Below are 14,083 nucleotides of genomic sequence, written 5' to 3'. Positions count from 1 at the left end.
TCCCTACACTAATTATGATTCGGATCTCGCGTGATGCGCGCGCGTAGCGCTTCCTGGTCGACTGGACTCCTCTTCACCTGCCCGCCATGTCACGTCCGTTACCCGCAGTCGATCTGGCTCTCCTGCTCGTCTCGGGAGGGAGCCTGCTAGCCGGGGCTGCTTTCGCTGCGATCGGCAGGGGCGCGGTCGCACATGCGCTGTGGATAGCCGGTGCATTACCGATCCTGGTGGCGCTATCGATATCCATCGTCACGGCGCTACGGCGCCACGAAGCGGGCGTCGATGTGCTCGCGCTGCTTGCCATTGGTTTCGCACTGGGCCTCAGCGAATATCTGACAGCGGCGGTGATCTCCTTGATGCTCGCGAGTGGGAGGGCGCTCGAACAGTACGCCCAGCAGCGGGCGCGTCGCGAAATGACCGCGTTACTAAACCGTACTCCGCGTCACGCCAACCGCTTCGAGGCTGGCGAGTGGCGCCAGATCGGGCTGGACACGGTGCGTCCCGGCGATCGTCTGCTCGTTCGCAATGGCGAGTTCGTACCGGCCGATGGCTCGCTCACGGGCCACGCGCAGCTCGACGAGTCCGCACTGAGCGGGGAATCCGCGATTCAGCAGCGATCGTCCGGTGAATCGGTGTGCAGCGGCGTAGTCAACGTGGGGGCGGCGTTCGAGATGGTCGCCGCGGCGAGCGCCGCAGATAGCACGTTTGCCGGAATCGTCCGCATGGTGGAGTCCGCGCAGCAGGAGCGCAGCCCCGCAACGCGTCTTGCCGACCGCTACGCGCTGCTGTTCGTCGCTGTCGCGCTGGTGCTGGCCGGTGGCAGCAGGCTTGTCACCGGCGAGGTAGTTCGGGCGCTCGCGGTGCTCGTCGTGGCAACGCCTTGCCCGCTGATTCTTGCTGTGCCGGTGGCCGTCGTCTCCGGCATGTCGCGGTGCGCCCGACGTGGCGTGCTAGTCAAGGGCGGCGGCGCGCTCGAAACGCTCGCGCGAGCCAGTGTGCTGTTCTTCGACAAGACGGGAACCCTGACGAGCGGACGCGCGCGCCTCGTCTCGATCGAAACCGGTCCAGCTATTTCACCCGAGACCGTATTGCGCTTTGCGGCCTCTCTCGGCCAGGCTTCTGCGCACGTGATATCCGAAGCAGTGACGACGGCCGCACGCGAGCGCAATCTCGTGCTGCCAGCGCCCCGAGGGGTCGTGGAGCAGGCTGGAGCCGGGGTGCAGGGCGAAGTGGAAAACCGTGCCGTCGCAATCGGTTCGTTTGCCTACGTGTCGTCGCTAGCGACGCCAGCGCTGTGGAGCGCGGCATTCCTTCAGCGCGTGGGCTATGGGGGAGCTTCCGCCGTGTTCGTTAGCGTGGACGGCGTGATGATAGGCGCCCTCCAGATGGCCGATCAGATCCGTCTCGAGACGCCCCGGGCTCTGCGGCTGTTGCGGCAGGAAGGCATCCGGCGCTTGATCATGCTCACGGGCGACAGGCGCGACGTGGCAGAGACGATCGGCGCGACGCTCGGCCTGACTGAAGTGCGGCCAGAACAGACGCCATCGGACAAGCTCGAAGCCATTCGCGCAGCGCGCCGGGAAGGCACGGTCATCATGATCGGCGACGGCGTCAACGACGCGCCCGCGCTTGCGGCCGCCGACGTCGGCGTAGCAATGGGGGCGCGCGGAGCAGCGGCGTCGTCGGAGGCTGCCGACGTGGTGCTTCTGGTTGACCGGCTGGATCGGCTTGTCGAGGGATTACGGGTAGCACGCCAGACAAGGCGAATCGCCTTGGAGAGCGTGATTGCCGGGATGGCGCTCTCGTTTGCCGCAATGGTCGCCGCCGCCTTCGGGTTTCTGCCTCCTTTGCTGGGCGCGCTGATCCAGGAGGTCATCGATGTGGCTGTCATCGCGAACGCGCTGCGCGCGTTGCGGATACGTTCGACGGCGACTGCCGGCTCCCTGTCCCGTAGCGATGCGGAGCGCCTCAAAAGTGAGCATGTCGAGCTCGGTCCGGTTATGGAGCAAATCCGGGAACTGGCAGACAAGCTGCCCCGTTTGCCGCGAACGTCAGTGGTGGGCGCGCTCGCCGGCATGAACGATCTGCTGAAGCGTCATCTCGTGCCGCATGAACAGCGCGACGATCTGGAGGTGTATCCGGGTCTCGCACGTCTGGTTGGCGGGGAAGACCCGATGGCGGCGATGAGCGCTACGCACCGCGAAATATTCCGGATTGCCCGGTTGCTCGGACAAATGACGGAGGACATACGACCCGAGGGGCCCGATGCTGCCAGCCTGTGCGAATTCCAGCGCCTGCTGTACGGGCTCGATGCGATCGTACGTCTGCATTGCGCGCAGGAAGACGAACTGTTCCACGCCCTTGGAGACGGGGCATAAGGCCGAAGCTGCAGCCTGAATCCGTCAAGCCCCGGTCGCTTGAACGAGCAGGAGCGGCGTTTGCGTGATCTGAGCGACGCGCCCAGCAACGCTGCCCAGTATCCAGCGTGCCATGCCCCTCCTGCCATGAGTGCCCATCACGATCAGCTGCGCGTCCCAGCCGCTCGCTTCGCGCACGATAGCGTGCGCAACGTCGTCGCTGGCCGGGCCTGTCCTGACGAGCGCGGTAGTGGTCTGCGCCGACACGTCGGCAAGAACCGGTTCGGCGGCGGCTAGCGCCTGATTGCCTTCTTCGACGAACGCGTCCTGGAGCGCATCGATGGGGAAGAAATCGGAGAACCGCACGGCGCGATCGATCACGTAGACCGCTCGCAGGTGCGTGTCGGGCGTGGCGAACCGTGCGCCATGCCGCAATGCCGACATCGACTGAGGGCTTCCGTCGACCGCAAACAGGATGCGCTGCGGCAAGTGGCCACCCGTCATGCTGTGGTTTTCAGGAACGACGAGTATCGGGCATCGCAGACGTCTCGTGAGCGGTTCCGACACGGTACCCTCGACCCAACGCTGCAAACCCTGGTGTTGACGGGCACCGACAACCATCAGGTCGGCTCGCCACGAGTCGGCTGCCTCGAGCAGGGCATCCGCGACGTCGCCGCCGCGCTTCGAGAGATCGATCACTTCGGCTTCGATACGCACATCGCACTCGGACATCAATTCCCTCGCGCGGTCGAGCGCTTCGGCCGCATCGTGCAGCAATTCTTCGCGAGCCACGTCAAGTGCGCGGGCAACATGCCGGCCCGTTGGAAAGAGCGTATGCGGATTCTCGGCTACGCTCACGAGCCGTACCTCGGCACCGAAGGGAAGAATGTTTCGGGCGTAGGTGAGTGCCTGTCGCGAGGCCATCGACGAATCGACTGCGATCAGGACCCTGCACGGCAGCGTCGACATGGCGTCGCCTGAACGAGGGGAATTCATGATTTGCTCCGTACACACGAATTTAGTGTGCATTCATGGGCATCCTACCGTCGAACATGCAATGGCGGTTGACCAAGGTCAACTCTTCGGCCCGGGTCATTGATCGGGTCCGGATCGCCCCGGGACAGGTTCGAGCCAGTGCTGGCATCGCGAGGATGTCGATCAGTTCCCGGCCGGGTGCCACCTGAGCCCCCCGAGGGCACTGGAGCGCCGCACGTCGACCGACGCCGCGTGAAGGTCGACGATCCGTTGCACGATCGACCAGCCGAGTCCACTGCCGCTTTCCGCCGTGCCTGGCACGCGGAAGAAACGTTCCCCCAGTCGCGGGCGGTCCGAGTCCGCGAGCCCGGGACCGCTGTCCTCGACTGACAGGATTGCTCCGTCCTTGCCGTTTTCGGTTTTGATCAGGACCGATGCGCCGGGTGGGCTATCGCACCGTCGAATTCCAGCGACTGACGCTTCGTGATCGCCGTCGGTGCCAGTTCCGCGACCACGCGTTGCACCAGCGCGCTTAGATCAACTACGGTCAGTTCGAGAGTCGCCCCAGACTCGAGCCGTGATAGAACCAGCAACTGGTCCACCAGCCGCGTTGCACGGTCACACCCTTCCAGCGTAGCGCGCAATGCATGCTGGCGAAGCGCATCATCTGTTTCGGCGAGCGCAACCTGGGCTTGGGTTCGAATCGCCGCGATCGGCGTGCGCAACTCATGAGCCGCATCCGCAGTGAACCGGCGCTCTGCTTCCCAGACTGTCTGAATGCGGATGAAGAGATGGTTGAGGGCGTCGAGCACTGGGGACATTTCGGCGGGCGTTTGCGTCGTCACCACAGGCGCAAGGTCATCGGGACCACGCAGGGCGATCGTACGACCCAGCCGTTTGAGGGGCGCTACGCCTCGCCGCACGGCCCACCAGGTGACCAAGCCGAAAAGCGGTAACGCAACTGCCATAGGCCACAACGTGCCGCGCAATACTGCAAGCAGTATCGAAGTGCGCGAATCGACACGCTCACCAACATACACGCGTGTGTCTTCATGCGGCCCGCTGGTGGAAAACACCCGCCACGCTTCACCGTTGATTTGCACGGTTGCGAAACTCTGGTCGATCTGTCGATCCGCGGGAATCATGGGGGCTGTTGGAGCGTTGGCGGAACGCAGGACCGCCTGCCCCTCATGAAAGATCTGAAACGCAACCTTGGGCGCGTACGGGTGGGGCACACGCGAATCGATCGTGTCATCGTCGTCGATCGATTGAGTTTGCTGGATGACCAGCAGCGCCGCTGCCTGGGCGAGATGACTGTCGAGCAGTTCGTCGAGTTCGCCGCGTGCGTCGCGCCAGATGAACAGCGCGGTAATCAGCCAGACGCCGACCACGACCGCGATCACGAGTACGAGTACGAGCAGACGGCTCTGCAGTGAGCGCGGCCGGATCATCACGTGGTGGCAGCCCGCGCCACGCCTTCGGCAGATCGACGGCGAGCACGCGCCAGCGGGCCAGCACCACGGCGAACGTCCCGTTGAGTTTGGCGCCGCGGACTTTGTCGACAACGTTCCAGCCGCGCACGTACAGCGCGAAACTGCGCTGGCTTGACAGATAGTGCGGCGCGTGGACGCCGACCCATGCGAGTATCTCGTCGGGCGGCACGTCAGGCGCGGCGGGATCGGGCTCGATATTGACCGTGATGCCCGCAGCTACAGCTTCCGGCTGTGGATTGGCCGCCACGGCGGACGGCGCTGCGCCGGCGCTGGCCTCGCAGGTAATACGGCGCAGCAGTTCGATGCGATGCCACGGTGGGCATTCATGGATATCGGGGGCAGGTGCGCAATGTGACCATATGTAACGCAGGTTACAGTTTTCCGCATTGAACCTTAGAGAAATGCCGGCCTTGACTTTGTTAGCCGCTTCAACTTTACATAAGATAAATTATCAATATTTTTGATGTAGGTCCCAAATAGAAATGTCGGGTTTCCGCTAAATAGAAATGTCGTGTTCTGGGTAGTTTGACTGCCGGACATCCGCTCAGGGAGCCGGCGATGAACGCGACTCGGACGATCACGATGACGATGCGCGAGATCGATCGGCTGAAGGTCATCCAGGCCGTGACCGAGGCCCGGCTCAAGCCGGGCCAGGCCCCCGAACGTCTGGGGTTGAGCGTGCGCCAGATCGAACGGCTGGTGCTGCGTTACGACGCGGCCGGCGTGGCCGGGCTGGTGTCAGGCAAGCGTGGGCGTGCGGGCAACCACCAGCTGCCTGCTGGCAAGGCGCAGCGGGCGCTGGCGCTGATCCGCGAACGCTACGCGGATTTCGGGCCGACCCTGGCGCGCGAGAAGCTGCGGGAATGTCATGGCATCGAACTGGCGGTCGAAACGGTGCGCACGCTGATGATTGCCGCGGGACTGTGGGTGCCGCGCAGGGATCGGCCGCCGAAGGTGTACCAGCCGCGTAACCGCCGCGCGTGCCTCGGTGAACTGATCCAGATCGACGGCAGCGATCACCGCTGGTTCGAGGACCGGGCGCCCGCCTGCACGCTGCTGGTCTTCATCGACGACGCGACCGGACGGCTGATGACGCTGCACTTCACGGCGACGGAGTCGACCTTCAGCTATTTCGAGGCACTGTCGAAGTATCTGGGCGCGCACGGCAAGCCGGTGGCGTTCTACAGCGACAAGGCCAGCGTCTTCTACGTGAAGCAACGCTCGGAGACGGCGGGCAAAGGCGTCACCCAGTTTAGCCGGGCGCTGTATGAGCTCAATATCGACGCATTCTGTGCCAACACGAGCCAGGCCAAGGGACGCGTGGAACGCGCGAACCAGACGTTGCAGGACCGGCTGGTCAAGGAGCTGAGGCTGCGCGGCATCAGCACGCGGGACGCCGCGAATGCGTATGCGCCCTCCTTCATCGCCGACTTCAACCGGCGGTTCGGCAAGCCACCCAGGAGCGACTACGATGCACACCGGCCGCTGCGCGACGACGAGGATCTGCGGCAGATCCTGGCCTACCGTGTCCCGCACAGGATCTCGAATGCACTGACGGTGCAGTACGACCGGGTGCTGTACCTGCTCGATGACACGCCCGTCAGCCGGGCGCTTACGCATGAATATGTCGAGGTCGTCGAGTATCCCGATGGCGTGATCGAGGTGCAGGCCCGCGACGCGGTACTGCCGTACCGGCAATATGACCGCATCACCCATATCGATCAGGGCGCGGAGATTGAGAACAAGCGCCTCGCGGGCGCACTGGAAGTCGCCCGCCGCGTTCAGGCCATCCGCGACGATCGCCGGGCAGCGGGGTCCCCATCGCGCACGCACTGCGGCGAGCAGGTCCAGGCAAAGAAGGCGCTGATCGGGCTGAAGAAGCAGCGCGCAATCGAGGTCGCCGACCTTAATCAGGCGATTCTCGAAGTCAGCTCAAAATGAGGGATGGACAGGGGGCGGCTTCGCCGCCCCACCCCAAAACCTTGAAAAAAGACAGGAAACAGCGAGAAAAACCCGACATTTCTATTTAGCTGGCACCACGACGTTTGAACTTGACGGGGACATTTGATGCGATGCAATCGTACAATCGGAAAATTACGCGGCGGCTCCGCTGGTCCGTATCCGTTTCCCTGTGATAATTTCAATACGGGCGTGCTCATCGGCGCCCAACGACCGAACGCATGACCAAAGACCTGAGCGCTCCCGCATGGGCTGAGGATTGTCGTCACTGGTTTGCCGAGCTCAAGCAGCGCGCCGTGGTCAGCGCAAATCGCGAGCTGGTCACCCTGTATTGGCAGATCGGCCGCGACATTCTCGAGCGGCAGGAGCAGCAAGGCTGGGGGTCCGGTGTTGTAGACCGGCTCGCGCGGGACTTCAAGGCAGCCTTTCCCGACATGCGCGGATTCTCCTCGCGCAACCTAAAGTACATGCGAGCCCTGGCGCAAGCCTTTTCCGCAGCCGGAATCTGTGCAACAGCCCGTTGCACAATTACCGTGGTCGCATGTCGTCACGCTGCTCGACAAGCTGGACGACGGCGCACAGCGGCTCTGGTACGCAGAAAAATCGCTCGAGCACGGCTGGTCGCGCAGCGTGCTGACCATGCAGATCGAGACGGCGGCGCATGCGCGTGCCAGCAGCGCCGTCACGAATTTCGCCGACCGGCTGCCCCCCCCCAGCAATCCGATCTCGCGCGCGACGCCCTCAAGGATCCCTATATCTTTGACTTCCTCGGCTTGACCGAGAACGCCCAGGAGCGCGACATCGAGCGTGCACTCACGCAGCACATCACGCGGTTTCTCCTCGAACCGGGGTACCGGCTGGAGGTCGGCGGTGACGAGTTTTTCATCGACCTGCTTTTCTATCATCTGAAGCTGCGCTGCTATGTCGTCGTCTAACTGAAAACGACGCCGTTCAGGCCCGAGTACGCAGGCCAGCTCAACTTCTACCTTTTTGCGATCGACGCACAGGTCAAGGCTCCGGAAGACCAGCCGACCATTGGACTGCTACTGTGCAAGGAGAAGAACCGGCTCGTTGCGGAATATGCGCTGCGCGGCGTGGCCAAGCCGATGGGTGTCGCCGAATATCAGCTTTTGCGCCATGTGCCTGAATCGCTGGAAAGCGGGCTGCCATCCATCGACCAGATCGAGGCGGAACTCCGACCGGACTTGCCGACGCACACGGCCACTGAGCCACACGCGCGATTGGACGATTGCGCGATACATGGTGCCTGCGATGACGCCCTTGTCTGCCGGGACTTGTACGCACCCGAGCTTTTTCGAGCCGCTGCTGCGCATCCATCCGCCCCGGGGCTATTGAGTATGTTCTGGCGCACGAGACGCAGTCTCCTGCCCTACGTCGCCCATCTAACCGCGCTGCACGTCGCGCCAGACTGTCGCTTCGCTTGAGCAATCAGTTCCTTGAACACCTCGATCCCGGCATCCGTGAACCGGTTACCGTGACCAACTGCTCAGCGAGGACGTCCAGATCGCGGATGATCCCGAGGCACCCGTCCTCTGACTCCAGATTCATCCAGATTCATATTCGCCAGTTCGTCAAGCCAGTCCCTCCGACTCTCCGAGCATCGCGTCGCCTGACCAGACAGCCGCGCATCCAGCGCAAAGATTCGGCGTTGAAACAGCGCTGTCCGTCACGTCTCAACCAGCTTAAGCCCCTTTTCGGCACACCATTGCATCAACACGCTTTCGTCAGCATCGGCCGCCAAAGAATACCAACGCTCGGGAACGGCTTCACGCTCGAGCAAACCTTTGAAACGTGCACAGGCCCCCTGCCGCCGGAAGAATCCCTCGACCTGCTCGTAACGCGCAGGCAACTCCTGCGCGACAAAGCGCAGCGCGTGATGTCCTCCGAGATCAAACTCGTTCTTATGCGGTATCGCAAGATAAGTATCTGAAGTTTCAAGATTGTCGGGGAGCTCCTCGTCGAACGCGTCACTGGAATCGGAAGTCCACCAGATCATGCCCGTATCGAGCGAGACATACGCGTTATGCTCCATTGGACCTCCGTAACTGACGAAGTCAAAGGCCATCGCAAGATCGTCGTGTATGACTGCGACCATAGCTCTGCCCCGCTAGCGTTGCCACGTTCGAGCGGCCGGGCTGGAATACCGTTTCCGAGCCAACGTTCGGGGCCCATTCCGCAGCGTCGGCGTTGCAATTCAAAGCTCTTCGCGCGGATCAGCGATATCGAGCCGGAAATACCGTCCTTCCATGCTCATGAGCATTCGCCCAAGCTCGTTCCACGAGACCTTCTTGCCGTCGATCACCACAAGCGGCAGGTATCCTGCCTGCGACTCGTCCCGTCCGATACGCCCACGGACCGTGCTGTCGATAATCCGGCGTTCGTGAATATCGATGCGCCTCACCGACAGCGCGCGACTTACCATGTTAAGCCCCCAACACCTGGCGCCCGGCTTCCACAGCGTTTCCCCGGAAAGTATTCCATCCAGTGCCAACTATCCTTAGCTCAATTCGATGTTTTACCTTCTCCGTCCATGCGGTTTAGATTCGCAGCACAGTGCGACTTCCCCCTTCACACGGCGAAAGCCTGGACAACGAATCGACTACGACATGAACCGCGAGACAACCCGCTCCATCGCTCCGATCAAACGCGCCGCTGCCGCGCTTGCCGTCGCCCTCGGCGTATTGACAGGATTCAACGCCGTAGCCCACGCCCAAGGTGATGCCGATGTACCTTCGCTCAAAGGCAAGCGCATAGGTATTACGGCGGTGGGCACGGACCACTACTGGGATCTGAAAGCCTATCAAGGCGCCATCGACGAGGTGAAGCGTCTGGGCGGCACGCCGATCGCGCTTGACGCGGGCCGTAACGACAATCGCCAGATCGCGCAGATACAGACGCTCATCGCGCAGAAGCCCGACGCCATCATCGAGCAGCTCGGTACCGCGACCGTGCTGGAGCCGTGGTTGCAAAAAATTCGCCAGGCCGGCATCCCGCTGTTCACCATCGATACGGCGTCCCCGTCGAGCCTCAACGCCACCACATCGGACAATTTTTTCATCGGCGAACAACTGGCGCTCAAACTCGTCAACGACATCCATGGCGAAGGCAACATACTCGTATTCAACGGCTTCTACGGCGTGCCCGTGTGCGCGATCCGTTACGACCAGTTGAAGGCCGTGCTCAAGTATTACCCGAAGGTGCACATCATCGAGCCTGAATTGCGCGATGTGATTCCCAACACCGTGCAGAGCGCCTATGCGCAGGTGAGCCAGTTGCTCACGAAATACCCCAAGGGGCAAATCTCGGCGATCTGGGCCGCGTGGGACGTGCCGCAGGTGGGGGCGACCCAGGCCGTCGACGCCGCGCATCGCAGCGAGATTCGCACCTATGCCGTCGACGGCAGTCCGGACGTGGTGTCGCTAGTCAAGGATCCGAAGTCGAGCGCTGCCGCCGTGGTGGCGCAGCAGCCCGCGCTGATCGGCAAGACCGCCGTCGACAATGTCGCGCGCTATCTCGGTGGCGAGCGCAATCTGCCGCCCTACACTTACGTCCCGTCGATTCTCGTGACCAAGGACAACGCTGCCGAAGTGCAGAAGACGCTCGGTCAGTCCGCGCAGTCCGGCCAGCTCGCCTCGAAATGAGTGAGCCGCTCAACGGCAAGCGGGCCGCAGCCGTTGCGCCCGCACTCGAACTGCGCGCTCTCTCGAAGCAGTACGGCGGCGTGCAGGCGCTGCGTGGCGCATCGTTGAGCGCCGCGCGGGGCACGGTGCATGGACTGATTGGCCAGAACGGCGCAGGAAAATCCACGCTCATCAAGATTCTCGCGGGGCTCGAGCGAGCGGACGCGGGCGAGATTAAGGTCGATGGCGTTGAGATTGGCGCGGGAGTGCGCAGCGAGATTGCCTTCATTCACCAGGAGCGTCTGCTCTCACCGACATTCACGGTGGCCGAAGCGCTCGCGCTCGGTGACGAGCCAGTAGCCGTGCCCGGCGTGCGCCGTCTGCGCGCCCTGCTGCCGCTCGATTTGCGCCGCATGCGCCGCCGCGCGAACGAGGCGCTGGCCGCGCATTTCGACATCGCGTTGCCACCAGAGCGTCTGATCGGCGAATTGAGCGTCGCAGAGCAGCAGATCGTACAGATCACGCGCGCGCTCATGCGCACGCCGCGCATCCTCGTGTTCGATGAGCCGACCGCCGCGCTCGTGAGTCGCGAGGTCGAGCGCCTGTTGCAGACCATTGATCGCCTCCGTGCACGCGGACTCACGATCCTCTATGTCTCGCACTATCTGAACGAGATCGCCTCGCTGTGCGACCAGGTGACGGTGTTGCGCGATGGCGTCGATGTGGCGCACGTCGATGCGCGCGACACGCCTGTCGACGTGCTTGTCTCGGCGATGATCGGCACACAGCCTGCGGCGCGTTCGCGCCGTGAAACCGCATCGCCCCGGGAGGTCGTGCTTGAAGTAAGCGATCTATGCGCCCCGGGACGCTTCGGGCCGTTGTCCTTCGAGCTACGGCGGGGCGAAGTGCTGGGCGTAACCGGGCTGGTCGGCTCGGGCGGCAAGCCGCTGGTGCGCAGCCTGTTCGGCCTGGAGCGCGGAGTCCGTGGCGAATTGCGTGTGCGCGGCAAGCCCGTGCGCTTGCGCCGACCGGCCGACGCAGTGCGCCAGGGCATCGCTTTCGTGCCTGAGGATCGACGCCGCCAGGGCGTCGCGACTGCACTGTCCGTGCGCGACAACCTTTCACTGCCGAGCCTCGCGCGCTTCAGCCGCTTTGGCGTCTTGAATACGCGCCGCGAGACCGCGTCAGCATGTGCACTGATCGACACGCTCGGCGTGCGCACGCCTGGCCCGCACGCGCCTGTGCGCCATCTCTCGGGCGGTAACCAGCAGAAGGTCGCGCTCGGCAAGTGGCTCGGCCGCAAGACAGTCGACGGCGCGGCTATCTATATCCTCGACGAGCCGACAGTCGGTGTGGACGTCGGCGCGAAAGCGGACATTTATCGCCTCATCGATGCGCTCGTGGCTGAAGGCGCGGCCGTGCTGATTTTCTCCAGCGACCTGCACGAACTGCTCGATGTGACCGACCGCGTACTCGTGCTTGCGCGTGGCGCGATCGTCCAGAACGTGCCCTCGCACGCTGCCAATACCCAGGACCTGCTCGCGTGGGCCACGCTCGCGCGGTCGCGCGAAGAAAACGCGCCGAAACAGGAGAATGCAGCATGATCGGCAAGGTGATCGAGCGCCTGGATGCGCTGCGGGGCAACGACGATCTTGCCGGAGATCGCGCCGGTTCGGCGACGCCCCAGCCAGACGCCCCTCGCGCGCAATTCTGGCTGCGCGGCGGCGCCGTGCTGGCCTTCGCACTGGTGTTCGCGGTTTTCGCGGCGACCTCCCCGCTCTTTCTCACGCTCGCCAATCTCGCCAATATCTTGCAGCAGTCGGCCGTGCTCGGCGTGCTCGGGTTCGGTCTGACCGCAGTGCTGATCGGCGGCGGCGCGGACTCGATCAAGGGTGGACTGGATCTGTCGATCGCCGCGAACATGGGTCTATGCGCGGCTGTTCATGCGGTGGCACTGCATGCGGGTGTGTCGAGCGCGGGCGCGGTCGGCCTCGCGCTCGCGGCAGGCGTGACGATCGGCGCGCTCAACGCCTTCGCGGTGCTCGGCCTGCGCATCCTGCCGCTGCTTGCCACGCTCACAACGATGAACCTTTGCGCGGGCCTCGAACTCGTGCTCACGCAGAACACCTCGGTGCCGGCTACTTCCCCGCTGCTCGCCTTCCTGATCAGTGAAGGCGCATCAGGTATCCCGCACCTTGCGACAGCGTTGCTCGCCGTCGCCGTGCTCGTCACTCTGCTGGTGCACTACACGCCATTTGGGCTGCGCCTGCGCGCGTGCGGGGAAGACGGCCAGGCAGCCCGCGCGGCGGGATTGAATGTGCGCGCTTATGCGGCCGCAAGCTACATGCTCGGCGGCTTCGCGGCGGCGCTCGCCTCGCTTGCGTCGTCGGCGCTCCTGAGCGGCAGTTCGCCGGGCGCGAGCGAAAACCTGCTGGCCGTCGTGGCAGCGGCGCTGCTCGGGGTGGTTTTCTCGCGCCGCATGCTGCCGACGATGCCGGGCACGCTACTGGCCGTGCTCTTCCTCGGCGTCGTCAGCAACGGGTTTCAGCTCGACAACGTCTCCAGTTACTGGGTCAACGGCGTGGAAGGAGCGCTGATTCTGTTCGTCGTCTCCACCACGGCGCTGCTGCGTCGCCGTCACCTCGGAACGCATGCTCATGACTGATCGGCTCGTGCACATCCAGCGCTTTTCGCTGCCGGGCGCGCTGGTCGCCGTCAGCCTATTCTTCGCGGTGTGCTCGCCAGGTTTTGCGCAGCCCCGCAATCTAGGCAATGTGCTGCTCAACGATTTCGCGCTGCTGGCGATTGCTGCGCTCGGCATGACCCTTGCGCTATCGATCGGCGCCGTCGACCTGTCGCTTGGCACGGCTATCGACGTGAGCAGCCTCGTTTTCGTCCTTTTGAGCGCACATCACGTTGGGGTGCCGCTGGCCGCCCTCGCCGCGCTCGGCGCAGCGCTGCTGGTGGGCGCGTTCAACGGCATGCTGGTGGCGGCCCTCGGCATCGCACCATTTCTGGCGACGCTCGGCACGCTCTTCATCGGGCAGACTCTGCAGCAGCTTGCGACCGATGGCGGCCAGCCCGTCTACCTGCTCGGCCTCCCGTTGCCGCCGCTGTTCGGCGCGCTGGCGCACGGCACGTGCGCCGGCGTACCGGTGCCCTTGTGGATCGTGGCGGCGCTCGCGCTAGTCCTACACGTGTCGCTCGCGCATTCGGTGTTCGGCCGCTACAGTGCCGCACTCGGCACGCAACCGGGCGTCGCTCGTTATTCCGGCCTGCCGGTTGCGATCATCGTCGTCGCAACTTTCGTGGCGGGCGCGCTGGTCTATGGCGTGGTGGGCCTGCTGCTGTCATCGATGGTGAAAGCCTATGTGCCGCAAGCTGGCAACGGCTACCTGCTCAACGCGATCGGCGCGACCTTCATCGGCACGACGCTGTCGCGCGCGCGGCGGCCCAATGTGCCCGGCACGCTACTCGGCGTGCTGCTGCTGAGCCTCGTGGCAAACGGGCTGTTGCTGATCGGCTGGAACTTCTACTGGCAGCAGGTCGCCACGGGCGTGCTGATCTTCGCGGTGCTGGCGTTCAGCTTCGCATCGCGGAGCGAGCAACAGGCCTAGTATTCGGCGGACGAATCAGGAGTTTGGTATGGCCCAGCCCA

Annotated in this window: 9 protein-coding genes and 2 pseudogenes; 7 read left to right on the top strand and 4 right to left on the bottom strand. The window is 63.9% G+C overall.

What is annotated here, in order from left to right:
- The first annotated feature begins 86 nt into the window (after positions 1-86).
- Positions 87-2,378, top strand: coding sequence for a heavy metal translocating P-type ATPase (locus AB3X89_RS02505; RefSeq protein WP_368581644.1), 2,292 nt, complete (start codon positions 87-89; stop codon positions 2,376-2,378).
- A 24-nt stretch (positions 2,379-2,402) separates the two neighbouring features.
- Here AB3X89_RS02505 and AB3X89_RS02500 read toward each other — a convergent pair whose 3' ends face one another.
- The gene (locus AB3X89_RS02500) at positions 2,403-3,353 is read right to left on the bottom strand and encodes a universal stress protein (RefSeq protein ID WP_368581643.1); all 951 of its coding nucleotides are present in this window, start codon (positions 3,351-3,353) and stop codon (positions 2,403-2,405) included.
- Between the two features lie 162 nt (positions 3,354-3,515).
- Positions 3,516-4,783: pseudogene (locus AB3X89_RS02495) on the bottom strand (histidine kinase dimerization/phospho-acceptor domain-containing protein).
- 600 nt (positions 4,784-5,383) lie between these two features.
- On the opposite strand from AB3X89_RS02495, the gene AB3X89_RS02490 reads away from it, so the two are divergent.
- The gene (locus AB3X89_RS02490; protein ID WP_368581642.1) at positions 5,384-6,766 is read left to right on the top strand and encodes an ISNCY family transposase; all 1,383 of its coding nucleotides are present in this window, start codon (positions 5,384-5,386) and stop codon (positions 6,764-6,766) included.
- Between the two features lie 239 nt (positions 6,767-7,005).
- Positions 7,006-7,989, top strand: a pseudogene (locus AB3X89_RS02485) (YhcG family protein); the annotation flags it as partial.
- Between the two features lie 482 nt (positions 7,990-8,471).
- Here AB3X89_RS02485 and AB3X89_RS02480 read toward each other — a convergent pair.
- Together AB3X89_RS02480 and AB3X89_RS02475 are read right to left on the bottom strand one after the other, a co-directional pair.
- On the bottom strand, positions 8,472-8,870 hold the full coding sequence (locus tag AB3X89_RS02480) for a hypothetical protein (RefSeq protein WP_368581641.1): 399 nt from the start codon (positions 8,868-8,870) through the stop codon (positions 8,472-8,474).
- A 129-nt stretch (positions 8,871-8,999) separates the two neighbouring features.
- Positions 9,000-9,227 (bottom strand): hypothetical protein, encoded by a 228-nt coding sequence (locus AB3X89_RS02475; protein ID WP_368581640.1) that lies wholly within the window; start codon positions 9,225-9,227, stop codon positions 9,000-9,002.
- A gap of 184 nt (positions 9,228-9,411) precedes the next feature.
- Between AB3X89_RS02475 and AB3X89_RS02470 the strand changes: the two genes are divergently transcribed.
- The 4 genes from AB3X89_RS02470 to AB3X89_RS02455 are packed head-to-tail and all read left to right on the top strand — an operon-like array spanning position 9,412 to position 14,042.
- Positions 9,412-10,446: a sugar ABC transporter substrate-binding protein gene (locus AB3X89_RS02470; protein WP_368581639.1), complete on the top strand. Its 1,035-nt coding sequence runs from the start codon at positions 9,412-9,414 to the stop codon at positions 10,444-10,446.
- On the top strand, positions 10,443-12,029 hold the full coding sequence (locus tag AB3X89_RS02465; RefSeq protein WP_368581638.1) for a sugar ABC transporter ATP-binding protein: 1,587 nt from the start codon (positions 10,443-10,445) through the stop codon (positions 12,027-12,029). The genes AB3X89_RS02470 and AB3X89_RS02465 overlap by 4 nt, the downstream gene beginning before the upstream one ends.
- Positions 12,026-13,090, top strand: a complete 1,065-nt coding sequence (locus tag AB3X89_RS02460) for an ABC transporter permease (protein ID WP_368581637.1) — start codon at positions 12,026-12,028, stop codon at positions 13,088-13,090. Before AB3X89_RS02465 ends, AB3X89_RS02460 begins: the two co-directional genes overlap by 4 nt.
- Positions 13,083-14,042, top strand: coding sequence for an ABC transporter permease (locus AB3X89_RS02455; RefSeq protein WP_368581636.1), 960 nt, complete (start codon positions 13,083-13,085; stop codon positions 14,040-14,042). Before AB3X89_RS02460 ends, AB3X89_RS02455 begins: the two co-directional genes overlap by 8 nt.
- The last annotated feature ends 41 nt before the right edge of the window (positions 14,043-14,083 follow it).

Source organism: Paraburkholderia sp. BR14320, from assembly GCF_040948665.1.
Taxonomy (GTDB): domain Bacteria; phylum Pseudomonadota; class Gammaproteobacteria; order Burkholderiales; family Burkholderiaceae; genus Paraburkholderia; species Paraburkholderia youngii.
This window is presented reverse-complemented; position numbering and strand designations above follow the sequence as displayed.